This window comes from Nonomuraea sp. NPDC047897, assembly GCF_043204415.1.
Lineage (GTDB): Bacteria > Actinomycetota > Actinomycetes > Streptosporangiales > Streptosporangiaceae > Nonomuraea.
Genome location: NZ_JBIDCC010000004.1, coordinates 443,828 through 467,487, shown reverse-complemented (window position 1 = coordinate 467,487; position 23,660 = coordinate 443,828). Strand labels below are relative to the sequence as shown.

Below are 23,660 nucleotides of genomic sequence, written 5' to 3'. Positions count from 1 at the left end.
GTTAGGGTGTCGCGCGTGACTACCGTGCCGGAGAAGGACCGCCTCAACGCCCAGATCACCTTCGCCGTCGAGATCGACAAGCTGAAGCGGATCATCCGCCGCAACCTCCTCATGGACGGTTCCCGGCGGGAGAACGACGCAGAGCACTCCTGGTACGTGGCCATGCTGGCGATGATCTTCGCCGAGCACGCGCCTCCCGGCACGGACATCCAGCGGGTCGTCGCCATGCTCATGGTGCACGACCTGGTCGAGATCGACGCGGGCGACACGTTCGTCCACGATCCCGTCGCGGTGGCCGCGCAGGCGGAGGCGGAGCGGGCGGCGGCCGACCGCATCTTCGCCCTGCTGCCCGCCGACCAGGCGGCGGGGCTGCGGGGGCTGTGGGACGAGTTCGAGGCGCGGGAGACGCCGGAGGCGAGGTTCGCCCGCGCGCTCGACCGCTTCGCGCCGCTGCTGGCCAACCACAACACCCAGGGCGGCGTCTGGCCGCTGTTCAAGGTGACGGCCGAACAGGTGATGCGGAATGTGCGGCTGATCGAGGAGGGCTCTCCCTCGCTGGGCGCGTACGCTCACGACCTGGTCAGACGGTCCGTGTCCAAGGGCTACCTGTCCGAGTGATCCCCTCATGCCGGGGGTAGGGGACTTTTCGTGAAAGAGATAGTGCGACCGAGACGTAAGCAATTGCGCCGTTTCGGGGGGCCGATCAACCTCGCGGAACAGCTGGAGAAGACCAAGGCCATGGACAGGCCCGTCCAGGCGCTGGCCAAGACCGTACGCGGCATGATCCGCCCGGGCCTGCTGCGCGACCTGCTCCACGGCGTCCCCGTGGGCAAACCGGCGCACCCACCGCTCGCGAACGTGACCCTCGGCTGCTGGATCTCCGCGGCCGTGCTCGACCTGACACGCATCGACCCCCGCGCGTCGCGGCTGCTGCTGACCGTGGGCATCGGCAGCGCGCTGCCGACCGCCGCCGCCGGGCTGACCGACTGGTCGTCGCTGCACCGGGAGCAGCAGCGCGTCGGCTTCGTGCACATGCTGACGAACGTCACCGCGCTCGGGCTGTTCTCCGCCTCGCTGGCCGCGCGGCTGTCCGGACGGGAACGCGCCGGCCGGATCCTGTCGTTCGCCGGCGTCGGCCTCGGCGGCGTCGGCGCCTACCTGGGCGGCCACATGGCCTACCGGCAGGCGGCCGGGGCCAACCACGCCCCCCAGATCGCCCACCTGGTGCCCCTGGGCTGGCACGACCTGTGCGCCCTGGCCGACCTGCCCGACGGCCGGCCGGTGGCCCGGCGGCTCGGCTACATCCAGCTGTTCGTGCTGCGGCGGGGCGACCACGTCACCGTCCTCGCCGACCGCTGCCCGCACCTGGCCGGGCCACTGCACCAGGGCAGGCTGGTGGTGGAGAACGGCGAGGCGTGCGTGGTCTGCCCCTGGCACGGCAGCACCTTCCGGCTCGGCGACGGGTCGGTCAAGCACGGGCCCGCGACCGCGCCGGCCCCGACCTTCGAGACCCGCATCCGGCGGGACGGGATCATCCAGGTGCGCCCCGGGGTTGACCTCAAGTTGGCTTGAGGTTCTACGGTCGGGTCATGGGCGAGTTCCTCGTGACCGGACCGGCCGGTGACGCGGTCGGTGACCTGGCCGGCCGCGTCGGCGTCCGGATCGTCTCGCGGCTGGCCGAGGCGGGCCTCACGGTCCGCGCGCTGGTCAGCGACCCGTCCCGGACCCGGCTGCCCCCACACGTCGAGACGGCCCGCGGCGACCTGGCGGCCCCCGAGACCCTGGAGCCGGCACTGCGCGGCGTGGAGACGGTGTTCCTGATCTGGCCCGACCGCGGCGCGGCGGCGCCCACGCCGGCCGTGGAGGTCATCGCGAAGCACGCCCGCCGGATCGTGCACCTGTCCGGCGGCCGCGGCCCGCACCGGGAGATCGAACGCGCCATCCGGTGGACCGGGGTGCCGTGCACGTTCCTGCGACCCACCGGGTACGCCGCCGACACCCTCCGCTGGGCCCACCAGGTACGCCGGGGCGTGGTCCGCCAGCCGTACGGGACGGCCGCGCGCTCCCCCGTCCACGAGCGGGACGTCGCGGCCGTCGCCGTCCACGTGCTCACCTCGGCCGGGCATGGCGGGGCCACGTACACGATCAGCGGGCCCGAGACGCTGACCCGGGCGGAGCAGGCGCGGATCATCGGCGAGACCGTCGGCCACGAGGTGCGCTGGGAGGAGCCGCCCGCACGGACGGCCAGGGAGGAACTGCTGGCCGCCTGGGGCGACCCGGCGGCCGTGGACGACGCGCTGGCCGAGTGGGCGTCGTTCGCAGGCGCTCCGGAGCGCGTCACCGACACGGTGCAGCGGCTGCTCGGCAGGCGGGCACTGACGTTCCGGCAGTGGGCGGGTGAGCACGCCGCCGACTTCCGGTAGCCGCGGGCCGCCGTCAGCGCTCGTCGGCGGGATGCTCCACCAGCGCGAGGATGCGGCTGGACATGAACCGCGCGGTCCGTACGGCGGCGCCGCCGCGGGTCACCTCGCTCACCTCGACCAGACCCCGTCGTGTGGCCACCTCGACGCGCCGGCCCGCCCGGGTGGCGGTGACCTCGTAGGTGCGCGGGGTGCCGCCCGCGTCGATGACGATCTCCACCCGATCACCCTTCATGCCCGGATTCATACCCAAGAGAGCGGGAATTTATCCGTACACCAGTTTGACAATCGCGACGACCCCCACCGCCACGATCACGCCACGGAGGACGGGTGCCGGGATGCGCCGGCCGAGCCTCGCCCCGACGAACCCGCCCGCCGTGGCCCCCACCGCCACGGCCAGCACCGCCCACCAGTCGATCTCGGCGATCAGCACGAAAAGGACGGCGGCGGTGGAGTTCACAATGAGCGACAGCACGTTCTTGGCGGCGTTCACCCGCTGGAGATGTTCGCTGAGGAAGCTGCCGAGCAGCCCGATGAGCAGCACGCCCTGCGCCGCGCCGAAGTACCCGCCGTAGACGCCGGCGCCGAACACGCCCAGCCAGAGCGTCACCCCGCCGTGGGAGTCGGCGTGCGGCCGTCCGGCCGCCAGCCGGGCACTCAGCCGGGGCTGCACCACCACCAGCACGCAGGCCGCGGCGATCAGCACCGGCACCACGACCTGGAACACGCCCGGGTCGAGGGAGAGCAGCAGCAGGCCGCCGAGCACCGAACCCAGGCACGAGGCCACGCCCAGGCGCACCAGCCGGTCACGCTGCCCCTTGAGCTCCTCGCGGTAACCGTAGGCACCGGTGAACGACCCGGGGACCAGGCCGACGTTGTTGGACACGTTCGCCACGACCGGGTCGACACCCACCGCGACCAGCGTGGGGAAGGTGATCAGCGAGCCCGAGCCGACGACCGCGTTGATGGCCCCGGCCGCGACCCCCGCCGCGCACACCGCCAGCGCTTCCCAGATCGTCACCCGCCGTAGCCTAGACGCCGCCCCGCGGCGCCCTCACAGCGCCCCGGGCGACCGCGCTCCTCACAGCGCGCGGGCGTACCAGCGGCCCTCGGCGCTGCGGTCGAGCGACAGCGGCAGCCCGAACGTCCGCGACAGGTTGTCGGCCGTCATCACCTGCTCCAGCGGCCCCTGCGCCACCACCGAGCCGTTGCGCAGCAGCAGCCCGTGCGTGAAGCCGCTCGGCACCTCCTCCACGTGGTGCGTGACCAGCACCAGCGTCGGCGACCGGAAGTCCTGGGCCAGCACCGCCAGCCGGCGCACCAGATCCTCGCGCCCGCCCAGGTCGAGCCCCGCCGCCGGCTCGTCGAGCAGCAGCACCTCGGGGTCGGGCATGAGGGCCCGGGCGATCTGCACCCGCTTGCGCTCCCCCTCCGACAGGGTGCCGAACCGCCGCCGGATCAGGTGGGCGGCGCCGAGCATGTCGATCAGCTCGACGGCGCGGGTGACGTCGTTGGAGTCGTACTCCTCCGTCCAGCGGCCCATGATGCCGTAGGACGCGGTGAGCACCAGGTCGATCACCTTCTCCTCGGGCGGGATGCGCTCGGCCAGCGCCGCGCTCGCCAGCCCGATGCGCGGCCTCAGGTCGAAGACGTCGGTCTGACCCAACCGCTCGCCGAGCACCTCGACGACCCCCTCGCTGGGGTACAGCAGCGTGCTCGCCACCTGGAGCAACGTCGTCTTGCCCGCGCCGTTGGGCCCGACCACGACCCAACGCTCGTCCGCGTTGACCTCCCAGTCGATGCCGCGCAGCAGGGCCGCTCCGTCGCGCCTGACGGCCACGTCCTGGAGCCGCAGCACCTGACCACCCATCCCGGATCCCTCCTTCAGGAGAACGCTCGGGGTCAAACCTATTGCAGGGCGAGCGCATATCGTGGACCGGTGCGCCCTGAATCGACTGTCTCTCCCGTCCTGGCCGCCTGGGGCAACGCCTGGCTGGCCGGCCATGTCGGCCTCGACGAGGCGGCCGACCGCGTGGAGGCGGCCGGCGGGCCCACGGTCGCGGGCGAGACGCCGCTCCGCGGATACCTCGCCGGCCTGCGCGGCGACGGCCTCAGCGAGCTCCGGCTGGCGCTCCCGGCACCCGGCGACCCGCTCGGCCTGTCCGGGCCGCCGGAGCTCAACTCGGCCGCCGTCGAGGCGCGCGAGGCCGTCATCGCCGTGCTCGCCGACCGGCGCCTCGGGCTGGTGCCCGCCCCCGACCGGCGCGGCTCCTCCTACACCGGCACCCGCCTGACCGTGTACGAGGCCGGGCCCGTCAGGCACGACCTGCCCTCACTCGCCGAGGCCGAGCAGGAGCTGTCGGCCGTGATGCGCACGGCGACCGAGGCGCTGGCCTCCGTCGAGGGCCCGGCGCAGAGCCGGCCCGGACGGCTGCCCGGCGGCGCCCCCGGCGGCACGGGCCTGGCGCCCGGCTACCCGGCGCGGGCCCACCGGGTCGCGGCGCTCGCCACCCGGCTCGCCACGGTGCTGCGGTTGGCCGACGACCGCGGGCTGACCTCGGCCCAACTCGCCGCCCGCGCCGAGGCGCTGCGCGAGCTGGACCGGGCGGTGCGGCGGGCGACCGTGGCCGCCCACCACGCCATCTTCGAGCCCCTCCGCAGCTCCTGACGGGCGGTGCTCAGGCCAGGCCGTGCTCAGGCCAGGCCGTGCTCAGGCCAGGCCGTGCTCAGGCCAGGCCGTGCTCAGGCCAGGCCGTGCTCAGGCCAGGCCGTGCCGGACCGCGTACAGGGCCGCCTGGGTGCGGTCCTGGACCCCCAGCTTCATCAGCACGTTGCTGACGTGGGTCTTGACCGTCTTCTCCGCGACGAGCAGGCTCCGCGCGATCTCCCGGTTCGACCGCCCGGCGGCGATCAGCGCGAGCACCTCCCGCTCCCGCTCGGTCAGCGGCACCGGCGCCGGCCGCGCCGCCCCGCCGCCCTCGCCGGCCAGCATCGCCTCCGCCGCCTCCGGCGCGAGCAGCACCTGCCCGCCGTGCACGGCCCGTACGGCCTGCACCAGCGCGGTCGGATCCACGTCCTTGTAGAGGAACCCCGAAGCCCCCGCCCGCATCGCCGGCCCCACGTCCGACCGGTCGCTCACCGACGTGAGCACCACCACCCGGGTCGACACCCCCGACAGCCGCTCCAGCGCGCCCCGCCCGTCCAGCACCGGCATCTTCAGGTCCAGCAGCAACACGTCGGGCGCCAGCTCGCCGACCAGCTCGACCGCCTCGGCCCCGTCACCCGCCTCCCCCACGACCGTGATGTCGTCCTGCAGGTCGAGGAAGGTGCGCAACCCCTGCCGCACCACCGGATGGTCGTCGGCTATCAGCACCCGGATCACACGCCCACCTCCACCCGGACCGCCGTGCCCGCGCCGAGGGCCGACTCCACGGTCATGACCCCGCCCACCGACTCCGCCCGTTCACGCATCGACACCAGCCCCAGGCCGCGCGAGTCGGCCTGGTCGAAACCCCTGCCGTCGTCGCGCACCGACAGCACCAGCCTGCCGTCCCCGTGACCGAGCCGTACCGACACCTCGGCGGCGTCCGCGTGCCGCAGCGCGTTGTGCAGCGCCTCCTGCGCCACCCGCAGCACCGCCACCTCCACCGCCGGCTCGATCGGGGGCAGCTCCCCGCAGTCGAACACGACCCGGACCGGGTGCAGCCGGTCGAGCAGGCGTACGTGCTTGCGCAGCGTCTCGGCCAGCCCATGGCGGTCCAGCTCGGCGGGACGCAGCTCGACGATCACGGCGCGCAGCTCGGCCAGCGCCTCGCCCGCCAGGCGCTGCACCCGTTCCAGCTCGGCCGCGGCACGGGCCCGGTCGCGGTCCAGCACGGTCGAGGCGGCCTGCGCCGACAGCCGCAGCGAGAACAGCTTCTGGGTGACGGCGTCGTGCAGCTCGCGGGCCATCCGGTTGCGTTCCTCCAGCATGGCCAGCTCCCGCCCGCGCTCGTACAGCCGGGCGTTGGTCAGCGCGATGGCGGCGTGCGCCGCGAACAGCGTGAGCAGGTCCTGGTCGCCGGCTGTGAACCCGCCCTCGGCGCGCTTGTTCGCCAGGAAGATGATGCCGAGGACCTCGTCGCCGTCACGGATCGGCACGCCCAGGAAGTCCTTCATCACCGGGTGCGCCTTCGGCCAGTACTCGAACCGGGGGTCCTCGCGCAGGTCCGGCAGCCGCACCGGGGCGCCCTCGCGCAGCATCGCGCCGAGCATGCCGTGCTGCCTGGGCAGCGGCCCGATCGCCGCCCACTGCCTGTCGGTGATGCCCTCGGCGACGAACTCCCCGAACGACCCGTCGTCGTCCGGCACACCCAGCGCGGCGTAGCGGGCGTCCAGCAGCCGCTGCGCCGAGCGGACGATGACCTGCAGCACCTCGCGCACCGACAGGTGCCGGGTCACGGCGAGCACGGCCGAGCTGACCGCCTGCAGGATCTCTTCCCGATCGTCCGACGTCACGCCACCACTCTAGGGTTCCGCGGCGAACCGGCCAGGGCCGGTGGTCCTAGGACGAAGTGCCCACCGCGGGCCCGGCCCTGCGCCCGATGCCCGGGCGAGGCGTCGTTCCTACCGTCGAGTCATGACGAACACCGCACTCATCACCGGCGCCTCCCGCGGCCTCGGCCTGGCCCTCGCGCGGTCGCTGGCGGACGCGGGCTGGCACCTCGTCCTCACCGCCCGCGGCCACGACGACCTGGAGCGGGCCGCCGCCGAACTCGGCGCCACCGCCATCGCCGGCGACGTGACCGACGCCGCGCACATCGAACGGCTGTCGCTCGCCGTGCCCGAGCTGGACCTGCTCGTCAACAACGCGAGCGTGCTGGGCGTCACACCGCTGCCCAGGCTGGGCAGCTACCCGCTGGAGGCGTTCAAGCTGCTGCTGGAGACCAACGTCACCGCCCCGCTCGCGCTCATCCAGGCGGTACTGCCCGCGCTGCGGGCCAGGCGCGGCGTCGTCGTCAACGTCACCTCCGACGCCGCCACCGGCGCCTACCCGGGCTGGGGCGGCTACGGAGCCACCAAGGCGGCCCTGGAACAACTGTCGAACGTGCTCGCCGCCGAGGAGCCCGACCTCGCCGTCTGGTGGGTGGACCCGGGCGAGATGAACACCCGCATGCTGGCCGACGCCGTGGGCGCCGAGGAGGCCGCGGCCGCCGCCGACCCGGCCAAGGTCGCCGCCGCGCTGCACGACCTCGTCCGGTCCCGCCCGGCCGGCGGCAGGGTGAGCCTGCAATGAGCACGACGCTCCGAGCCGGGACCCCCGCGAACCCGGCGCTCGACTTCGTCCTGCCGCCCGCGCTCGCCGCGCACGAGCCGCCCGAGGCGCGCGGCCTGGCCCGCGACGGGGTGCGCCTGCTCGTCAGCCACGGCGGGCGGCCGCCCGCCCACCACCGCTTCACCGACCTGCCCGCCCTGCTGGAGCCGGGCGACCTCATCGTGGTCAACAACTCGGCGACCCTGCCGGCCGCCGTCCGCCTCGACCGGCTCGCCGTGCACTTCTCCACCGCCAGGGAGGACGGCACCTGGCTGGTCGAGCTGCGCCGCCGCACCGCCGGGACGACCGAGCCGTACGGCGGCTGCGAGCCCGGCGAGTGGCTGCCCCTGCCCGGCCGGGCGACGCTGCGGCTCATCCAGCGGGAGACACCGCGGCTGTGGCGGGCCCGGCTCGACCGGGACGTGGAGACGTACCTGCGGGCGCACGGCGCGCCGATCCGCTACGCGTACGTGCCGCGCGACTGGCCGATCGAGGCGTACCAGACGGTGTTCGCGACCGTGCCGGGCAGCGCGGAGATGCCGAGCGCCGGCCGGCCGTTCAGCGCCGGCCTCGTGACGGCCCTGGTGGCGCGCGGCGTGCAGATCGCGCCGATCACGCTGCACACCGGGGTCGCCTCGCCGGAGAAGGACGAACCGCCCTACGCCGAGCGGTACGCCGTCCCCGCCGCCACGGCCCGGCTGGTCAACCTGACCCGGCGGAGCGGCGGCCAGGTTGTGGCGGCCGGCACGACCGTGGTCCGCGCCCTGGAGACCGCCGTGGCCGGCGACGGGCTGGTGGCCGCGTCAGCCGGCTGGACCGGGCACGTCGTCACCCCGGACACGGGCGTCCGCGCCGTCACCGGGCTGATCACCGGCCTGCACGAGCCGCGCTCCAGCCATCTGATGATGCTGACCGCGATCGCCGGGACGGGGGCGCTCGCGTCGGCCTACGAGGAGGCGCTGCGTGAGGGGTACCTGTGGCACGAGTTCGGCGACACGCACCTCATCCTGTCCGAAACGCCCTGAGCTCTCGTCCTGTCCGAAACGCCCTGAGCCCATCCACCGGGCCACCACGAACGGCCACCCTGCCGCCCGAGCACCCCGCGCGGCGCAGTAGCGTGGCACGATGTGGACCAGCGCACGCTCCTGATCACCCTCACCGGCCCCGACCGGCCAGGCGTCACTTCCCGGCTCTTCTCCGTCCTGTCGAGCTTCCCCGTCACCGTCTCCGACATCGAGCAGGTCGTCATCCGGGGCAGGCTCACCCTCGGCGTGCTCGTCACCTACGCGGGCGGCCCGTCCACCGGCACGGGCACCACGCTCGGCGCCATGTGGACCGCCGTCGAGAGCGTCGCCGAGGACCTCGGCATGGAGGTGGAGCTGTCCACCGGCTCCCAGGCCAAGGAGAAGCGCCGTCGCGGCCGCCTGTCGGTCAGCGTGCTCGGCGCCACCCTGCAGCCCGCCGCCATCGCCGGCATCGCCGGCCGCATCGCGGCCGCCGGCGCCAACATCGACCGCATCGAACGGCTCGCCCAGTGGCCGGTCACCTGCATCGAGCTGTCCGTCTCCGGAGCCGATCCCGACGCGCTGCGCGTCGAGCTCGCCGCCGAGGCCGCCGCCCTCCAGGTGGACGTGGCCGTGCAGCGCACCGGCCTGTCACGCCGGGCCAAACGGCTGGTCGTCATGGACGTCGACTCCACCCTGATCCAGGGCGAGGTCATCGAGCTGCTCGCCGCGCACGCCGGCTGCCTGGAGGAGGTCGCCCGGGTGACCGGCGAGGCCATGCGCGGCGAGATCGACTTCGCCGAGTCGCTGCGCCGCCGGGTCGCGCTGCTCGAAGGACTGCCCGTCGAGGTGCTGGCGGACGTGCGCCGCGAGGTCGTGCTCACCCCCGGCGCCCGCACCCTCGTCCGCACGCTGAAGCGGCTCGACTACCGCTTCGCCATCGTCAGCGGCGGCTTCACCCAGATCACCGACACGCTCGTCGAGGACCTGGGCATCGACTACTCCGCCGCGAACGTCCTGGAGATCGTCGACGGGCGGCTCACCGGCAAGGTCGTCGGCGAGATCGTCGACCGGCCGGGCAAGGCGCGGGCGCTGGAGCGGTTCGCCCGGCAGGCGGGCCTGCCCATCAGCCAGACCGTGGCCATCGGCGACGGCGCCAACGACCTCGACATGATCGCGGCTGCCGGGCTGGGCATCGCGTTCAACGCCAAGCCGGTCGTGCGCGAAGCCGCCGACACCGCGGTCAACACGCCGTACCTCGACTCGATCCTGTACCTGCTCGGCATCTCCAGGGACGAGGTGGAGGCCGCCGACGCCGAGGACGGCGTCCTCACCCGCTGAACGGTCAGTCCGCCTTGGGGTCCCACAGCGTGACGAGGCGCCCCTCACCCGGAGACAACTCGCTCCAGTCCGAGCCGGTCTCGATCACAGCGAACGAGCCCGGCCGGAACCCGTAGTCGCCCCCGGCCAGCCCGAGCGCCAGCTCGTGCACGCCCGGGTTGTGCCCGCACAGCACCACGGTCCGCAGCTCGGCCTCGGTCCTCCTGACCAGGTGGAGAAGCTCGTCCGGGTACGCCTCGTAGATGTCCCGCTCGTAGCTGGGCTCCACGCCAGGGAACGCCAGCTCGGCGGTGCGGCGGGTGCGCACGGCGGGCGAGCACAGCACCAGCTCGGGAGCCAGCCCCAGAGCCCGCATCCGTTCGCCGGCCAGCGCGGCGTCCCGCTCGCCCCGCTCGGTCAGCGGCCGCTCCCTGTCGGCCAGGCCGGGCGCCTGGGCAGCCTTGGCATGCCGGAGCACGATGAGGGTGCGCAACGTTCACACCCCCCTCGACGCCCACATGGCCAGCCCGATGATGACCGCCAGAATTCCCAGCATGGCCAGCAGGATGAAGGCCAGCGTCTTCCCTCCGGAGGGCCGCTTCTCGCTCATCCGAACAGTTTCCCACCGGCACCCCGAGGTTCCCCACCCCGGCTCACAGCGAGGCGATGCCGAGCATCAGGGGGGCCGTGGAGATCGCGGTCAGCACCGCGGGGACCAACGTGCCGCTGACGTCCTTGGCCCGCAGGTGCGCGACGACCGCGCCCGCGAAGTAGAGCACGACGCCGACGGCGGCGGCGACGCCGAGCGGGCGGACGAAGATCCCGGCCAGCAGCCCGAGCGCCCCCGCGATCTTGAGTGCCGCCAGCAGGGGGAACCAGCGCAGCGGCACTCCCAGCCCGGTCATGCTCGCCGTCACCCCCTTCTCCTTGGTCAGCAGCAGACCCCCCGAGGCGATCAGCAGCAGCGACAGCAGCACGGCGACGACGACGTAGGCGACGAACATGGGTTCCTCCGATGAGGGCGAACGGGAAAGGCGACGTTCCTGATCCCGGCGGCGGGCGGCCCGGGCCGGTCCGCCGCCTCGGACGTCATGGCGACAACCCTCATCCGGCGGGCGACGCCCAGGAAGGCCGAGCCGAGACTGGCACCGACAGGGCCACGCTGAGCGTCCCGCCCGCCGCTACGCTGCCGGTCATGAGCGACAACGCACTGGGCGAGTTCCTGCGCGACCGGCGGGCGGCCATCACCCCGGCCGACGTCGGACTGCCCTCAGGCGTCAGACGTCGCACCCCCGGCCTGCGCCGCGCCGAGCTGGCCACGCTCGCCGGGATCAGCGTGGAGTACCTGACCCGGCTCGAACAGGGCCGCGACCGCCAGCCCTCCCCGCAGGTGCTCACCGCTCTCGCCGACGCCCTGCGCCTGACCACCGACGAACGGCTGCACCTGGGGCTGCTCGCCAAGGCGACCGGTGGCGGGCTGTCGTTCGCCTGCCCCGGCACCCGGCCGGCCCGCTCGGTACGGCCCACGGTGCGGGCGCTGCTGGACCGGCTCGAACCCGCGCCCGCCCTCGTGCTCAACCGGTTCAACGACCTGCTCGCCTGGACCACCGGCTACGAACGGCTCGCCGCCCCTCTCGGGGTGCTGGACGCCGAGGAGCCCAACCTGATCAGGTTCGTGTTCGCCGACGCCAGGGCGCGGACCGCCTTTCCCGACTGGGAGCGGATCGCCGGCGAGCACGTGGCCCTGCTCAAGCTCGAATCCGCCCGCAGGGACCCGCTCGTCGCCGCGTTCACCGACGAGCTGGCGGGCATCGCCGGTGCGCTGTTCACCGACCGGATGCGGGCCCCCGCCACGCTGCCCCGCCGTACCGGCGTCGAACGGTGGCACCACCCCGAGGCCGGCGAACTGCGCCTGGCGTTCGAGTCCCTGGAACTGCCCGACGCCGGCGAGCAGCGCCTTCTCGTCTACCTGCCCGCCGACGATGTCTCGTCGTCGGCCCTGGACCAGCTCACCGGACGCCACCCCGGCGCCCTCCGCATGGTCGCGGGCTGACCCGCCTCGAAGGCGCGGCGCCGCCTCACCGAGCCCCGCAGGGCCACACGCTGCGCCACCCCCGCCGCTCCTCCGCAAGAACCCCCGCCACACACACCGCGGAACCCGCCCCCCAGACACCGCGGGACCCCCGACCCCAGACACCGCGGGACCTCCGTCCCCACACACCGCGAGACCTCCGTCCCCACACACCACGGAACCCCCGCCCCCCACACGCCACGGAACCCCCGTCCCCACGCAGCGCGGAGCGCCCGCCCCCTGCCCCGGTGTGCCCGGGAACGGGGACGGACGCTCCGAACGGATGGCTTGCGACGAACCACGCCGCCCACGAGTCCCGGCGGCCAGGCGCTGCCGCCCCCGGGCCGGGACCGCCGCTGTTACGAGGCGACCGGTGTCTGCTCGCGCTTCTTGTCGTCGGCCGGAGCAGTGGTGACCGAGCGGCGCTTGGAGACGATGATCGCCCCGACCACCACGGCCGTCGCGACGACCGTGATGCCGACGCGCAGCGCGACGTTGTCCGCGTAGAGCACCACCGCGGGCGCCACCAGCAGCGCGACCAGGTTCATCACCTTGATCAGCGGGTTGATGGCCGGACCGGCGGTGTCCTTGAACGGGTCGCCGACGGTGTCGCCGATGACGGTCGCGGCGTGGGCCTCGGAACCCTTGCCGCCGTGGTGGCCGTCCTCGACCAGCTTCTTGGCGTTGTCCCAGGCGCCGCCGGAGTTGGCCAGGAACACCGCCATCAGCGTGCCGCACGCGATCGCCCCGGCGAGGAACGCACCCAGCGGGGCGTACCCGAAGGCGAAGCCGACCGCGATCGGCGTCATGACGGCCAGCAGGCCCGGCGTGGCCAGTTCGCGCAGCGAGTCGCGGGTGCAGATGTCGACGACGCGCCCGTACTCCGGCTTCACCGAGCCATCCATGATGCCCGGGTTGTTGCGGAACTGGTCGCGCACCTCGAACACGACCCGCATCGCGGCCCGCCCGACCGCCATGATCGCCAGGCCGGCGAACAGGAACACCACGGCGGCGCCGATGATGAGGCCGACGAGCACGTTCGGCTGGTCGATGCTGAGGCTGAACGTCGACGCCTGCGCCAGCTCGCCCTCCACGGCTGTCCGGAACGCGCCGAACAGCGCGGTCGCGGCGAGCACCGCCGTGGCGATCGCGATGCCCTTGGTGATGGCCTTCGTCGTGTTGCCGACGGCGTCGAGGCTGGTCAGCACGCGGGCGCCGTCGCCCTCGACGTCGCCGGACATCTCGGCGATGCCCTGCGCGTTGTCGGAGACGGGGCCGAAGGTGTCCATGGAGACGATGACGCCGACAGTGGTGAGCAGGCCGGTGCCGGCCAGCGCCACCGCGAACAACGCGATGGTCACGTTGCCGAACCCGAGCAGGAACGCCCCGTAGACAGCGCCCGCCAGAATGAGCGCCGTGTAGACCGCCGACTCCAGGCCCACGCTGATGCCGGCCAGGATGACGGTCGCCGGGCCGGTGGCGGAGCTCTCGCCGATCTCGCGGACCGGGCGACGGTTCGTCTCGGTGAAGTAGCCGGTCAGCAGTTGGATGGCGCTGGCCAGGACCAGGCCGATCAGCACCGCGCCGAGGGCGATGATCCGCGGGTCGGCGTCGGACTGCACGCTCGCGCCGCTCAGGCCGCTGAAGCTGCTCGGCAGGTACCAGAACGTCGCGGCGGCCACGAGGACCGCGGAGATCGCGGCCGAGATGAAGAAGCTGCGGTTGATGGCGGCCATGCCGTTGCGGTCGCGATCGCGCATCCCGGTGACGAAGATGCCGATGATCGCCGTCAGCACACCGATCATCGGGACGATGAGGGGGAAGATCAGGCCCTGCTCGCCGAACGCGACCTTGCCCAGGATGAGGCTGGCGACCAGCATGACCGCGTACGACTCGAACAGGTCGGCGGCCATGCCCGCGCAGTCGCCGACGTTGTCGCCCACATTGTCGGCGATGGTCGCCGCGTTGCGCGGGTCGTCCTCGGGGATGCCCTGCTCGACCTTGCCGACGAGGTCGGCCCCGACGTCGGCGGCCTTGGTGAAGATGCCGCCGCCGACTCGCATGAACATCGCGAGCAGTGCCGCGCCGAAGCCGAAGCCTTCGAGCACGCCCGGCGCGTCGCCCTGGTACAGGAGGACGACGACCGCCGCGCCCAGCAGGCCGAGACCCACCGTGAACATGCCGGCCACGCCGCCCGTGCGGAAGGCGATGCGCATCGCGCGCTTCTCGCCCGAGTCGCGTGCCGCGGCGGCGACACGGACGTTCCCGCGCACGGCCAGCCACATGCCCATGAACCCGGTCAGCGCGGAGAACACCGCACCGACCACGAAGAAGATCGAGCGGCCGATGCGGACGTCCATCTCGCCCGGCAGCAGCAACAACAGGAACGGGATCACGACAACGAAGATCGCCAGCGTGCGGAACTGCCGGGTCAGATAGGCCGCGGCACCTTCCTGTACGGCTCGGGCGATGTTCTGCATGCGCTCGGTGCCCTGGTCGGCGCGCAACACCTCGCGCACCAGGCCGCCGGCGACGGCCAGGGCGATCAGTGCGACCGCGGCGACCACGATCACGATGGTGAGATTGCTACCGTTCAGGGCCAGATTGGACGCTGGCTCCAGTGCCAGCACGTGCCTGATCATCGGTTTCTCCTCGGCAAGACCGGTCGTCCTGCCCGGGCGGTGCCGCGATCACCGGCGGGCGGTGCGGCACCATCCGGGTTGTGGGTGCCGCTTCCGGTTGAGTCCGCAGTTTCTCCGGATCACCTTGGCCGGTGCCGGGAGTCTACGCAGCGTCTGCCCGGATATGAAGGCTCTGTAGCCGCCTAATTGTGCGCGCGTCCAGTAATCCCCCGGCAGCGAGGGGATTTGGGCTCTGACAAGAGATATTTCCCCCCGTTTACGGCCATGACAACCCCCAATAGCGACACGCCCGAAACTCGCCCGCCTCGCCGATCCCCCAGCCCGCAGCCCTCACACCCACCCGTACCGCCGCACGCCCCAAACCCTCGCCCTCGCCTACACCCAGCAAGCCATCACCCCCAAGCCCCCGCTCCACCCGACCCACCACCACCGCCACCCCGCGTCAGCTCACCCATCCATAGCTCACCCACCCACGCCACCTCATCACCCCAGCTCAGCTCAGCTCACATCAGCCCACCCCGCCCCAGCTCAGCTCACCTCACCCCAGCTCACCCCACCCCAGCCCCCCTCCTCACACACGAGGAAGCCACCTCGGCTCGCCCGGACCGGACAAGCAACACAGGCCGAAAGGCATCACCCGGCGCGGCCACCCCCACGGCGAAGAGATGCGACGACGATGGCGGCCGGCCATCGAGGCCGAGACGGGGCCGCCCTCCGCCCCCACCGACGACGGTTCCGCGCGGCCACGAGTGACCCGGACCGGCCAGTCCGCCCGACCCGCAGCCCCGACAACGCGCCGACACAATCCACGGCCACGCACACACGAGTTTGATCATTTCCGGTAGATCCACCGAACGAACTTTCAGCTCCGACAGAAGCGTCACCGAGGAAATGATCTTTCCCTGCCGCATAAGGCGCCTCTGGAACGCGGCCTTACCCGCTCCTGGGAGAACCGCCCTGATATAAAGCCTCACACCGTTTCCCGCGGGCTCACCACGAATGCGCTGACCCGGGCCCAGGCTCTACCAGCTTTCCCGAACGAGTGCGTCCAGATCGCGTTGCCGGACACGGACGGCCGGCGCCCAGAGCGCCCAGCCCGGCAATGCCAGCGCCACCACCGACAACACAACCCGCGCCGCCGCGGCCGCCAACCCCGACGTCACACCCCAGCGCCCGCCACCACGGTCAGGACACGGCACCCGTAGGAGGCGCCACCAAGCGAGGCCCTCTGCCCGAAACAACAGCCATCAGCCCCGCCAACAACGTGACCAGAACGAGCCGCACCCCACGAGCATCACGACGGCCACCGAGACCCCACCAAGGGCATCCAGGACGCCGAGCTGTCCCAGCACCATCACGACGGCAACCGCACCCAGAACCGACGTGGCAAGCCACCCTGCCGCGTGCTGCCCTCACCGCCGGCGGGCCGTCGGCTCATGGAAACTGTTGCGGACATCGCCGGGGCGGAGACCAGTGAGCCACTCTGCCAGCACCAGAACCAACCATCCCCGCCCAACTTTCCGCCCTCCGACACGGGCGTCTGCACCCCCGCCTACGTCGATGACGTGCACCGCGCGAATGCCGGACAAGGATGACGTGCACCGCGCGAATGCCGGACAAGGATGACGTGCACCGCGCGAATGCCGGACAAGGATGACGTGCACCGCGCGAATGCCGTACCAGAACGACTGCGACGCCAACGCGTCCGGTCGACACGGACACCGACACGACTAGCGGACGTAACCGACCGACACGACCGGCGAATACCTCCGGCCAACACGACCGGCGACACGCATGCCGACCCGATCGGCCGACACGAACGACCATGCGAGGGGGCGCCTTTCACCCAGACCCAGACGGCCGACACTCACGTCACGAACGGCTGCCACGAACGGCAGCATGGCCGACCAACACCACCAGCAGCACGACATACGAGCAGCAGCGTGGCCAACCAGCACGACCGGCAGCAGGACCGCCATGCATAGCCGGCCGGCATGGGTGGCAGACGACGCAGGCCATGGGTTCGGTGCGCACGTCGCGGCGCGCAGCGGTCTCCACCAGAGGAGCGTTCCCCTGGACAGAGACCGGCCACGTGCGGCGGGTGGGGCACACTGTGCCGGCCGTGAAGCTGGAGGAGGGACCCTGCGAGACGACCCGCGCTCAGAAAGGCGGATGGCCGTTCGTCGCGGCGGGCCAGCTCATGCGGATGCGCATGCCCTTGGGGCTGGGGAAGACCTCGACGTCGTCGGCCAGGCCCGCGATGACCGCGATGCCGAAGCCTGACATGAACGAGTCGGAGAGCACGCCCAGATCGAGGGGTCGTTCCTGCATGGTCTCGTCACTCGGGGCCTGGTCACTGACCGTGACCTCGAACCGCCCCGAGTCGTCGCGCAGCTCGATGCGGATGGGCTCACCCGGGCAGTGAGCACGGTGAGCCTCCACCGCCCGCGAGCACGCCTCACCCACAGCGAGCCTGACTTCGTCCAACAGCGACTCCTGCACGCCGGTGCGCCGGGCGATCGCCGTCGCCACCAACCGGGCGGTCCGCACATGCGCGGGGAGTGCGCTGAACGTCAGCTCGACGGTAGCCATGACTACTTGTCTTTGCCGTGAGCTTCCTTGGCTTCGTCGACCGAAGCGTAGATCCCGAAGACCTTGGTCAGACCGGTGATCCGGAAGATCTTCAGGATGCGCTCCTGCGTGCACACCAGCTCAAGCGAGCCGTCGTGCGCGCGAACCCGCTTGAGCCCTCCGACCAGGACGCCGAGCCCGGTCGAGTCGAGGAAGTCGACCTTCTCCATGTTGACGAGAAGGTGGAAGTTGCCCTTGTTCACCAGGTCGATGAGGAGCTCACGCAATCTCGGCGCGGTGTAGACATCGATCTCACCTTCGACCTCCACGATGGTGAGTCCGTCTTCGGTGCGGTGATCCAACTTCAGATCCACAGATCCTCCAGCGCCTCGCCTGCGAAAGTACCCTTTATGAGCCGGGCTGCCCGGAGCCATGCTCCAGACCGTCCGACCCTGACGCGCGGCATTCAACCATGCGTCTGGCTTGTGTCTATACGAAATCACGATTCCCGGCGACTTTGCCCACGGATGCAGACTGGAAACAGTGACTTCCACCGCTTCCTCCCCACACCGGCCAGGTCCACTCCTCCAGCACCTGCTCGGCGTTCCCGCACGTCACGAGCGCGTCACCCATGTGGAGCATGTTCCTGCACGTCAGGCGGGTCAAGCCAGATGGCCGAACTGGGCCCCCGAAGTCTTCGTTACGCGCTTGGCGAACCGAGGCGTCACAGGACTGTGGCCGCACCAGTACGAGGCGGCTGACCTGGCACATCGTGGCCGAAACGTGATCATCTCCACGGGTACGGCCTCGGGCAAGTCGCTGGCGTACCTCACGCCGGCAGTCACCTCGTGTCTCGACGGGGGCACCGTCCTCTATCTCACGCCGACCAAGGCCCTGGCGGCCGACCAACTCCGGGCACTGCGCGAACTGCGCATCGCCCAGGTACGCGCCGCCTGCTTCGACGGCGACACCCCTTTCGAGGAACGAACCTGGGTCCGCCAGCACGCCAACTACGTCCTGACGAACCCCGACATGTTGCACCGTGGCATCCTCCCTCGTCACGCTCAGTGGTCGTCGTTCTTCCGCCGGCTGCGCATGGTCGTGGTCGACGAGTGCCACGGCTATCGGGGAGTCTTCGGCTCCCACGTGGCCCAGATCCTGCGGCGCCTACGCCGGATCTGCTCGCGGTACGGCTCCCGTCCGGTCTTCATGTTGGCCTCTGCGACGGCCAGCGAACCGGGCGCGTTCGCGAAGCGGCTGACGGGGCTGGAGGTGGAGGAGGTGACCGTGGACGCCTCGCCACGGGGTTCGACCACGTTCGCCCTGTGGGAGCCGCCCCTGACCGAGCTGCGCGGCGAACGGGGAGCGCCGGTGCGGCGCACGGCGACGGCCGAGGCCGCGGACCTGCTCGCCGACCTCGTCCTCGCGGATGTCCGCACCCTCGCCTTCGTCCGCTCCCGCCGCGGCGCCGAAACCGTCTCCTTGTCCGCCCGGGCCAAGCTGTCCGACGTCGCCTTCTCCCTTTCCGCACGACACACCCCACCTCGCCCGCACCCGCACACCATCTCTCCGGCCACGCCCAGCAACCCCGACCCAAGCGAGCGGCCAGAGACCGGTAGCGACCAGCCCCACCTTTCTGGTGGGCAACCGGACACTGACCGCGGCCGGCCCGGGACCGGTCACCAACAGCCCAGAACCGAGCCTCGGGCGCGGAGAGAGCGAGCCGGGGCGGAGAACGTGACGGGCTCGCAGCTTTGGGAGAACCCGCTGGCAGAGGGCCCTCACGCGCCCGCGGAGACCGCAGCGGACGGTGCGGAATCCGGCCGTGCCGCGACGTCGCCCGTGATCTCGTCCTCCCCTGCCCCGACCGCTTCGATCCCGACCTCTGGCTCTCCCAGCCCGAACGGTTGGGCTGACCTTCCGAACAGGGTCGCCGCCTATCGCGCCGGCTACCTCGCGGAAGACCGCAGACTTCTCGAAAAGGCACTACGCTCGGGCTCCCTGCTTGGTCTGGCCACCACGAACGCTCTCGAACTCGGTGTGGACGTCTCCGGGCTCGACGCCGTCCTGATCGCCGGCTGGCCGGGCACCCGTGCCTCCCTTTGGCAGCAGGCAGGTCGGGCCGGACGTGAGGGCCAGGACGCGCTGGCCGTCCTCATCGCGCGGGACGACCCGCTGGACACCTACCTCGTGCATCACCCCGAAGCCCTGTTCGGCAGGCCCGTCGAGGCGATCGTCCTCGATCCGGACAACCCGTACGTGCTGGGACCACATCTGTGCGCGGCCGCCGCGGAGATCCCGCTGACCGAGGACGACCTCGACACCTTCGGTTCCACCACGCCGGACGTCCTCGGCGGCCTCGTCTCCCAGGGGCTGCTGAGGCGGCGGCCCGCGGGCTGGTTCTGGACCCGTCGCGAACGGGCCACCGACCTCGCCGACATCCGGGGCGGCGGCGGCGCCCCCATCCAGGTCGTCGAGTCGGCCACCGGCCGGCTGCTCGGCAGCGTGGACGAGCCTTCCGCGCACACCACCGTCCACACGGGCGCCGTGTACCTGCACCAGGGCGAGACCTTCCTGGTGGAGACCCTCGACCTGGAGGCGGGTGTCGCCCTGGTCTGCGATGCCGAGCCCGACTACGCCACGTTCGCCAGGGACGTGACGGAGGTCTCCGTACTGGAGTCCCTCCGCTCGCAGCCCCTCGGCCGCGGCCAGTTGCATTTCGGTGAGGTGGAAGTGACCAGGCAGGTCGTCTCTTACCTCAAACGGCGTCTCCAGTCGGGCGAGATGCTGGGTGACGAGCCGCTGGATCTCCCTCCGCGCACTCTTCGGACCCGCGCCGTCTGGTGGACGCTCCCGGCCCCGGAGCTGACAGCCCTGGCCGATGAGGGTTTCGACCTGGGTGGGGCCGCTCATGCCGCCGAACATGCCTCCATCGGTCTGCTTCCTCTCTTCGCCACCTGTGACCGCTGGGACATCGGTGGCGTCTCCACTGAGCTCCATGCCGATACGGGTCTCCTCACCGTGTTCGTGTACGACGGTCACGAGGGCGGGGCTGGTTTCGCGGAACGCGGCTACGCCCGCGCTGCCGACTGGCTGACGGCGACCCGTGAAGCCATCGCCTCATGCGAGTGCGAACGCGGCTGCCCTTCCTGCATCCAGTCGCCCAAATGCGGCAACGGCAACGAGCCCTTGGACAAGCAGGGCGCCATTCGCCTGCTCGACACCCTCCTAGGCTCCTGACCGGATTGCCCTCGGGCTGGCCCGGGCAAGCCTGCCTCCGCTGAGCTGCACGTCGTTGCCGTTCCGGCCAGGTCTCGGCCCCCGCCACGCCTCGTGGCTTCCGGTGAGGGACCCACCCGCACCGCTTCATGAGTCGTGCGGCCCTGAGCTGTGCCGGAGACATGGCCTGGCATCGTCTGAGACCTGCGCTCACCCACGCCGAAAAGCGATCATCATCGTGGGCCGCCGGTCTGGGCCGGCCCCGCACGGGCCCTGCCGGTCAGCTCACGTGTTCCCATGACCGGCACGGAGATCAACAGGGACGTCCACACGTCAGCCACTTCGCCGTCGATCTCACACTTCGCCAGATCCACACCATTGTCCTCTGCGAGGGATGCGGCCCGCGCGCACGCGCGGCCAGGGTCGGCGATCGCCAGCCTGGCCGCCGCCAACGCGCTGAGATCCGCGGCGTCGTTCACCCGATGACGGGCAACCCGTACGGACCCCACCGTCGCCAGAGCCGTCGCCACAGCCATCAAGAGCCCCATGAGCGCGACGCCCCACAGCGTCGCGGATCCCCGGTCTCCTTGAACACCGTGCATTCTCCCCCTCCTTTCATACGAAGATCGGTACCCGATCAGGGCCGGACGATCGACATCCTGCTGAAGGCAGGGTCTCGGCGGCACGGACCTGAGGAGCGCGACACTCCTCGGCGGTCGGCTTCAGGATTCGGTGTCCGCCGAAGCGGATGCCGCCACCCGGACCGAAGGCCGGGAGCCGCCCCACGGGGGCCGCACCTCCACCGAGACCTCCACTCTTGTCCGCTCGTGGTCACGGCTCACCCTCACCCATGCGTCCGGTCTTGTCGCCGAGCGCACGAGATCACGAACCCGGTCGAGCGACTCACCTCTCGACGCGGCCCGCACGGCCGCCCGAGCCGCGTCCACACATTCGAGCTGCGCTCCAACCGCCTGCACGATCCACAACGCCGCCGCGAGAACCGCCATGAGAGCCGGCAGCACGGCCGCCGTCTCGGCGGTCACGGAGCCTCTGGACGGCGAGCCGGCGGCAGCTCTCGGAAACCGTCGAACCCTTGAGATCATCCGGCGGTTTTGAGCGCGCGGTCGATGAGCGAGGACAGCATCTCCTGCACTTCGGTGCCGGTGACCACCTTGAACAGGATGGCGGCGAACGCACAGGCCGCTATGGTGCCCACCGCGTACTCGGCTGTGGACATGCCACGCTCCCGGTGCGCCCTCGCGAGAAGCAGCATCCGGCTTGTGAACGGGTGGCGTCGATCATGAGCCTTCAGGGCGGCTGTGCCTGGGGCCGTTGGCATCGCCGCCTGCTCGGTGCGGCCGGACGGGCGCTCGATGTCGCTCTCGACCGCCCCTGTGGGGCTCGTGGCATCCGTGGCGGTGACGGCGGCTGTAGTGATGACGGCAGTTTCAGGAGTGACGATCGTTGCAGGGATGGCGGGCTTTGCAGGGATGGCGGGCTTTGCAGGGATGGCGGGCTTTGCAGGGATGACGCCGGTTGCAGGAGTGACAGCTGCTTCCGCGATGGGAGGCCGCGCCGGTATGGCAGCCGCGGCATCAGCGCCGTTGGCCAGGACGCCCGTGACAGTGAGGCCAAGGGGTGCGGATGCCTGCCGGTTACTAACGCGCTGCGGGATGGTGGGGGAATGACTCATCGTGCCTCCAGGTGTGCGGACGCCGGATCTCGCCCGGCGTGGGGAATGTCAGCGTCGCCTAGCAGGGCGTGAGGACGAGCGACCGAGCCGGATTCTGTGGACAACGGGTAAGGGGCTGGGAGGAGTTGGGGACAACGGGTGTGCCGCCCGATGGGGGCATGGCCGGATGGCGAGGCTCCGCAGCGCCCTCCAGCAGAGTCAGAGGGGTCTTGGAGGGCCGGCAACGGCATGCGGGTGGAACGAGCCGCCGGTACGGGGGCAACGGCCACTGAACGCCAGGGAGGAGCCGGGGGGGACCGCCGAGCACTGAGCGGCCGGTACAGGCCATGAAGCCGGAACGAGCAGGAAGGAGCCGTGTGGCCGGAAGAACCCCGTAAAGCTGGCTGGGGGGAGCCGCGGAGTCAGCAGGAACCGGTCAAGCTGGAGGAGCCGGTCACACCCGGTGGATCAGGGCAGGACGATCGTGGTGGCGAGACCGGCCACGACCGGGATGATGCCGAGGAGGACGAAAGCCGGCAGGAAGCACAACCCCAGCGGCGCCACGGCCTTCACTCCGACGCTGCGCGCGGCGGCGACCGATGCGGTCCGAGCGGTCTCGCGTGCGTCATCGGCTACGCGAGTGAGCACGTCGGCCACTGGGGCGCCGCTCTGCGCAGCGCGGCTCATGGCGCGCGCCAGTTGCCCTGTCGCAGGGTCCCTGGCGAGGTGGGCCCAGGTCGGTTCGGGGTCGGCGCCGAGGCGAAGCTGGCCGCTGACCCAGGTGAGGCGCCGGCCGAGCGGGCCGCCGATCGCGCCGGCGACTATCTCGGTGGCGGCGCTCACCGGGCGGCCGGCCATCAGGGACGCGGCCATCAGGTCCGCCGCGATCGGCAGGTCGTCGGCGATCCGTGCCCGCGTCTCCTTCCGGGCGGGATCCTCGTGCCGACTGAGGACAATGCCCACGGTGGGGGCAACGAGAAGCGCCGTCACGATTCCGGCGAGCCCTCCGACCAGGACCCCGGCGACGAGGCCCGCCGCTGTGGCGGAGATGACGGTACGACGGTCCAGACCGCGATGGGTGGCCCCGGCATCGTGCAGCCATTCGGGAAGGTTGTCGCCGGCTGTTTCTTGATGGGGCGGATGGGGGTCAGCGGCGACCGTGGCTGACGCAGCGGCTGTAGCCGCGGGCTGTCCGGGCGATGGGAACAGACGGGCGAGGCGGTCGGCCGGGGTGGTCAGGGAAAGGCTCATCCAGACGGCCAGACCGATGCAGGTGGCCGAGCCGATGTAGATCAAGGTCATGGTCGGTCCATCCGTGGTGGGCGTCCCAGGGGTGGCATTGGTCGGTCCACTCGGGGTGATGTGGAACCGACTGGTATGGACCAGATCGTGCGTACGGGGCAGGTGGGCTCCTGTTCGTGTCTGCGTCAACCAGCGTCAGGTTGAGG

Annotated in this window: 23 protein-coding genes; 9 read left to right on the top strand and 14 right to left on the bottom strand. The window is 71.6% G+C overall.

The window, feature by feature from the left end:
* The first annotated feature begins 6 nt into the window (after window positions 1-6).
* The 3 genes from ACGF0J_RS12255 to ACGF0J_RS12245 all read left to right on the top strand — a co-directional run bounded on the left by ACGF0J_RS12255 (window position 7) and on the right by ACGF0J_RS12245 (window position 2,423).
* Window positions 7-618: an HD family hydrolase gene (locus ACGF0J_RS12255; RefSeq protein WP_393144812.1), complete on the top strand. Its 612-nt coding sequence runs from the start codon at window positions 7-9 to the stop codon at window positions 616-618.
* A 63-nt stretch (window positions 619-681) separates the two neighbouring features.
* On the top strand, window positions 682-1,572 hold the full coding sequence (locus ACGF0J_RS12250; RefSeq protein ID WP_393144810.1) for a Rieske 2Fe-2S domain-containing protein: 891 nt from the start codon (window positions 682-684) through the stop codon (window positions 1,570-1,572).
* 17 nt (window positions 1,573-1,589) lie between these two features.
* Window positions 1,590-2,423, top strand: a complete 834-nt coding sequence (locus ACGF0J_RS12245) for an NAD(P)H-binding protein (protein WP_393144808.1) — start codon at window positions 1,590-1,592, stop codon at window positions 2,421-2,423.
* 13 nt (window positions 2,424-2,436) lie between these two features.
* On the opposite strand, the gene ACGF0J_RS12240 is transcribed toward ACGF0J_RS12245, so the two are convergent.
* From ACGF0J_RS12240 to ACGF0J_RS12230, 3 genes are read right to left on the bottom strand one after another with little or no spacing between them, the layout of a single operon-like run.
* Window positions 2,437-2,655 carry a hypothetical protein gene (locus ACGF0J_RS12240; RefSeq protein WP_393144806.1) on the bottom strand — a complete coding sequence of 73 codons (219 nt, stop codon included), beginning with the start codon at window positions 2,653-2,655 and terminating at the stop codon, window positions 2,437-2,439.
* 30 nt (window positions 2,656-2,685) lie between these two features.
* A complete protein-coding gene (locus tag ACGF0J_RS12235) occupies window positions 2,686-3,441 on the bottom strand; it encodes a sulfite exporter TauE/SafE family protein (protein ID WP_393144804.1) in 756 nt (251 codons plus the stop codon).
* Window positions 3,442-3,501: 60 nt separating this feature from the next.
* Window positions 3,502-4,290 (bottom strand): ABC transporter ATP-binding protein, encoded by a 789-nt coding sequence (locus ACGF0J_RS12230; protein WP_393144802.1) that lies wholly within the window; start codon window positions 4,288-4,290, stop codon window positions 3,502-3,504.
* 69 nt (window positions 4,291-4,359) lie between these two features.
* On the opposite strand from ACGF0J_RS12230, the gene ACGF0J_RS12225 reads away from it, so the two are divergent.
* On the top strand, window positions 4,360-5,088 hold the full coding sequence (locus tag ACGF0J_RS12225) for a hypothetical protein (RefSeq protein ID WP_393144800.1): 729 nt from the start codon (window positions 4,360-4,362) through the stop codon (window positions 5,086-5,088).
* A 90-nt stretch (window positions 5,089-5,178) separates the two neighbouring features.
* Here ACGF0J_RS12225 and ACGF0J_RS12220 read toward each other — a convergent pair whose 3' ends face one another.
* A complete protein-coding gene (locus tag ACGF0J_RS12220; protein WP_393144798.1) occupies window positions 5,179-5,802 on the bottom strand; it encodes a response regulator in 624 nt (207 codons plus the stop codon).
* Window positions 5,799-6,917: a GAF domain-containing sensor histidine kinase gene (locus tag ACGF0J_RS12215; protein ID WP_393144796.1), complete on the bottom strand. Its 1,119-nt coding sequence runs from the start codon at window positions 6,915-6,917 to the stop codon at window positions 5,799-5,801. The genes ACGF0J_RS12220 and ACGF0J_RS12215 overlap by 4 nt, the downstream gene beginning before the upstream one ends.
* A 121-nt stretch (window positions 6,918-7,038) precedes the next feature.
* Between ACGF0J_RS12215 and ACGF0J_RS12210 the strand changes: the two genes are divergently transcribed.
* The 3 genes from ACGF0J_RS12210 to serB all read left to right on the top strand — a co-directional run bounded on the left by ACGF0J_RS12210 (window position 7,039) and on the right by serB (window position 10,058).
* The gene (locus ACGF0J_RS12210) at window positions 7,039-7,695 is read left to right on the top strand and encodes an SDR family oxidoreductase (protein WP_393144794.1); all 657 of its coding nucleotides are present in this window, start codon (window positions 7,039-7,041) and stop codon (window positions 7,693-7,695) included.
* Window positions 7,692-8,738, top strand: coding sequence for an S-adenosylmethionine:tRNA ribosyltransferase-isomerase (locus ACGF0J_RS12205; protein ID WP_393144792.1), 1,047 nt, complete (start codon window positions 7,692-7,694; stop codon window positions 8,736-8,738). The genes ACGF0J_RS12210 and ACGF0J_RS12205 overlap by 4 nt, the downstream gene beginning before the upstream one ends.
* A gap of 102 nt (window positions 8,739-8,840) precedes the next feature.
* Window positions 8,841-10,058 carry a phosphoserine phosphatase SerB gene (gene serB, locus ACGF0J_RS12200; protein WP_393144790.1) on the top strand — a complete coding sequence of 406 codons (1,218 nt, stop codon included), beginning with the start codon at window positions 8,841-8,843 and terminating at the stop codon, window positions 10,056-10,058.
* Window positions 10,059-10,062: 4 nt separating this feature from the next.
* Here serB and ACGF0J_RS12195 read toward each other — a convergent pair whose 3' ends face one another.
* Both ACGF0J_RS12195 and ACGF0J_RS12190 read right to left on the bottom strand, forming a co-directional pair.
* Window positions 10,063-10,530, bottom strand: a complete 468-nt coding sequence (locus tag ACGF0J_RS12195) for a SixA phosphatase family protein (protein WP_393144788.1) — start codon at window positions 10,528-10,530, stop codon at window positions 10,063-10,065.
* Window positions 10,531-10,690: 160 nt separating this feature from the next.
* Window positions 10,691-11,041: a DoxX family protein gene (locus tag ACGF0J_RS12190; protein ID WP_393144786.1), complete on the bottom strand. Its 351-nt coding sequence runs from the start codon at window positions 11,039-11,041 to the stop codon at window positions 10,691-10,693.
* A 191-nt stretch (window positions 11,042-11,232) separates the two neighbouring features.
* Between ACGF0J_RS12190 and ACGF0J_RS12185 the strand changes: the two genes are divergently transcribed.
* Window positions 11,233-12,090 carry a helix-turn-helix domain-containing protein gene (locus ACGF0J_RS12185; protein ID WP_393144784.1) on the top strand — a complete coding sequence of 286 codons (858 nt, stop codon included), beginning with the start codon at window positions 11,233-11,235 and terminating at the stop codon, window positions 12,088-12,090.
* Window positions 12,091-12,467: 377 nt separating this feature from the next.
* Here ACGF0J_RS12185 and ACGF0J_RS12180 read toward each other — a convergent pair whose 3' ends face one another.
* The 3 genes from ACGF0J_RS12180 to ACGF0J_RS12170 form a co-directional block, all read right to left on the bottom strand.
* A complete protein-coding gene (locus ACGF0J_RS12180) occupies window positions 12,468-14,750 on the bottom strand; it encodes a sodium-translocating pyrophosphatase (RefSeq protein WP_393144782.1) in 2,283 nt (760 codons plus the stop codon).
* 2,160 nt (window positions 14,751-16,910) lie between these two features.
* Window positions 16,911-17,342, bottom strand: coding sequence for an ATP-binding protein (locus ACGF0J_RS12175; protein WP_393144780.1), 432 nt, complete (start codon window positions 17,340-17,342; stop codon window positions 16,911-16,913).
* A 2-nt stretch (window positions 17,343-17,344) separates the two neighbouring features.
* Entirely contained in the window at window positions 17,345-17,695 is a 351-nt protein-coding gene (locus ACGF0J_RS12170; protein WP_101786510.1) for an STAS domain-containing protein, read from the bottom strand.
* Window positions 17,696-18,104: 409 nt separating this feature from the next.
* On the opposite strand from ACGF0J_RS12170, the gene ACGF0J_RS12165 reads away from it, so the two are divergent.
* Window positions 18,105-20,561 (top strand): DEAD/DEAH box helicase, encoded by a 2,457-nt coding sequence (locus tag ACGF0J_RS12165; RefSeq protein ID WP_393144778.1) that lies wholly within the window; start codon window positions 18,105-18,107, stop codon window positions 20,559-20,561.
* Window positions 20,562-20,773: 212 nt separating this feature from the next.
* On the opposite strand, the gene ACGF0J_RS12160 is transcribed toward ACGF0J_RS12165, so the two are convergent.
* The 4 genes from ACGF0J_RS12160 to ACGF0J_RS12145 all read right to left on the bottom strand — a co-directional run bounded on the left by ACGF0J_RS12160 (window position 20,774) and on the right by ACGF0J_RS12145 (window position 23,514).
* A complete protein-coding gene (locus tag ACGF0J_RS12160) occupies window positions 20,774-21,142 on the bottom strand; it encodes an Rv3654c family TadE-like protein (protein ID WP_393144776.1) in 369 nt (122 codons plus the stop codon).
* Window positions 21,143-21,262: 120 nt separating this feature from the next.
* On the bottom strand, window positions 21,263-21,643 hold the full coding sequence (locus ACGF0J_RS12155) for a TadE family type IV pilus minor pilin (RefSeq protein WP_393144774.1): 381 nt from the start codon (window positions 21,641-21,643) through the stop codon (window positions 21,263-21,265).
* Window positions 21,640-22,233, bottom strand: a complete 594-nt coding sequence (locus ACGF0J_RS12150) for a DUF4244 domain-containing protein (protein ID WP_393144772.1) — start codon at window positions 22,231-22,233, stop codon at window positions 21,640-21,642. Before ACGF0J_RS12150 ends, ACGF0J_RS12155 begins: the two co-directional genes overlap by 4 nt.
* Before the next feature lie 447 nt (window positions 22,234-22,680).
* On the bottom strand, window positions 22,681-23,514 hold the full coding sequence (locus ACGF0J_RS12145; RefSeq protein ID WP_393144771.1) for a type II secretion system F family protein: 834 nt from the start codon (window positions 23,512-23,514) through the stop codon (window positions 22,681-22,683).
* Window positions 23,515-23,660: the final 146 nt, after the last annotated feature.

Coding starts and splice junctions, on each gene's coding strand:
- ACGF0J_RS12245 (WP_393144808.1), top strand. CDS start 1,590: ATGGGCGAGTTCCTCGTGACCGGACCGGCCGGTGACGCGGTCGGTGAC.
- ACGF0J_RS12240 (WP_393144806.1), bottom strand. CDS start 2,655: ATGAAGGGTGATCGGGTGGAGATCGTCATCGACGCGGGCGGCACCCCG.
- ACGF0J_RS12230 (WP_393144802.1), bottom strand. CDS start 4,290: ATGGGTGGTCAGGTGCTGCGGCTCCAGGACGTGGCCGTCAGGCGCGAC.
- ACGF0J_RS12210 (WP_393144794.1), top strand. CDS start 7,039: ATGACGAACACCGCACTCATCACCGGCGCCTCCCGCGGCCTCGGCCTG.
- ACGF0J_RS12205 (WP_393144792.1), top strand. CDS start 7,692: ATGAGCACGACGCTCCGAGCCGGGACCCCCGCGAACCCGGCGCTCGAC.
- ACGF0J_RS12190 (WP_393144786.1), bottom strand. CDS start 11,041: ATGTTCGTCGCCTACGTCGTCGTCGCCGTGCTGCTGTCGCTGCTGCTG.
- ACGF0J_RS12185 (WP_393144784.1), top strand. CDS start 11,233: ATGAGCGACAACGCACTGGGCGAGTTCCTGCGCGACCGGCGGGCGGCC.
- ACGF0J_RS12180 (WP_393144782.1), bottom strand. CDS start 14,750: ATGATCAGGCACGTGCTGGCACTGGAGCCAGCGTCCAATCTGGCCCTG.
- ACGF0J_RS12175 (WP_393144780.1), bottom strand. CDS start 17,342: ATGGCTACCGTCGAGCTGACGTTCAGCGCACTCCCCGCGCATGTGCGG.
- ACGF0J_RS12160 (WP_393144776.1), bottom strand. CDS start 21,142: ATGCACGGTGTTCAAGGAGACCGGGGATCCGCGACGCTGTGGGGCGTC.
- ACGF0J_RS12155 (WP_393144774.1), bottom strand. CDS start 21,643: ATGATCTCAAGGGTTCGACGGTTTCCGAGAGCTGCCGCCGGCTCGCCG.
- ACGF0J_RS12150 (WP_393144772.1), bottom strand. CDS start 22,233: ATGAGTCATTCCCCCACCATCCCGCAGCGCGTTAGTAACCGGCAGGCA.
- ACGF0J_RS12145 (WP_393144771.1), bottom strand. CDS start 23,514: ATGACCTTGATCTACATCGGCTCGGCCACCTGCATCGGTCTGGCCGTC.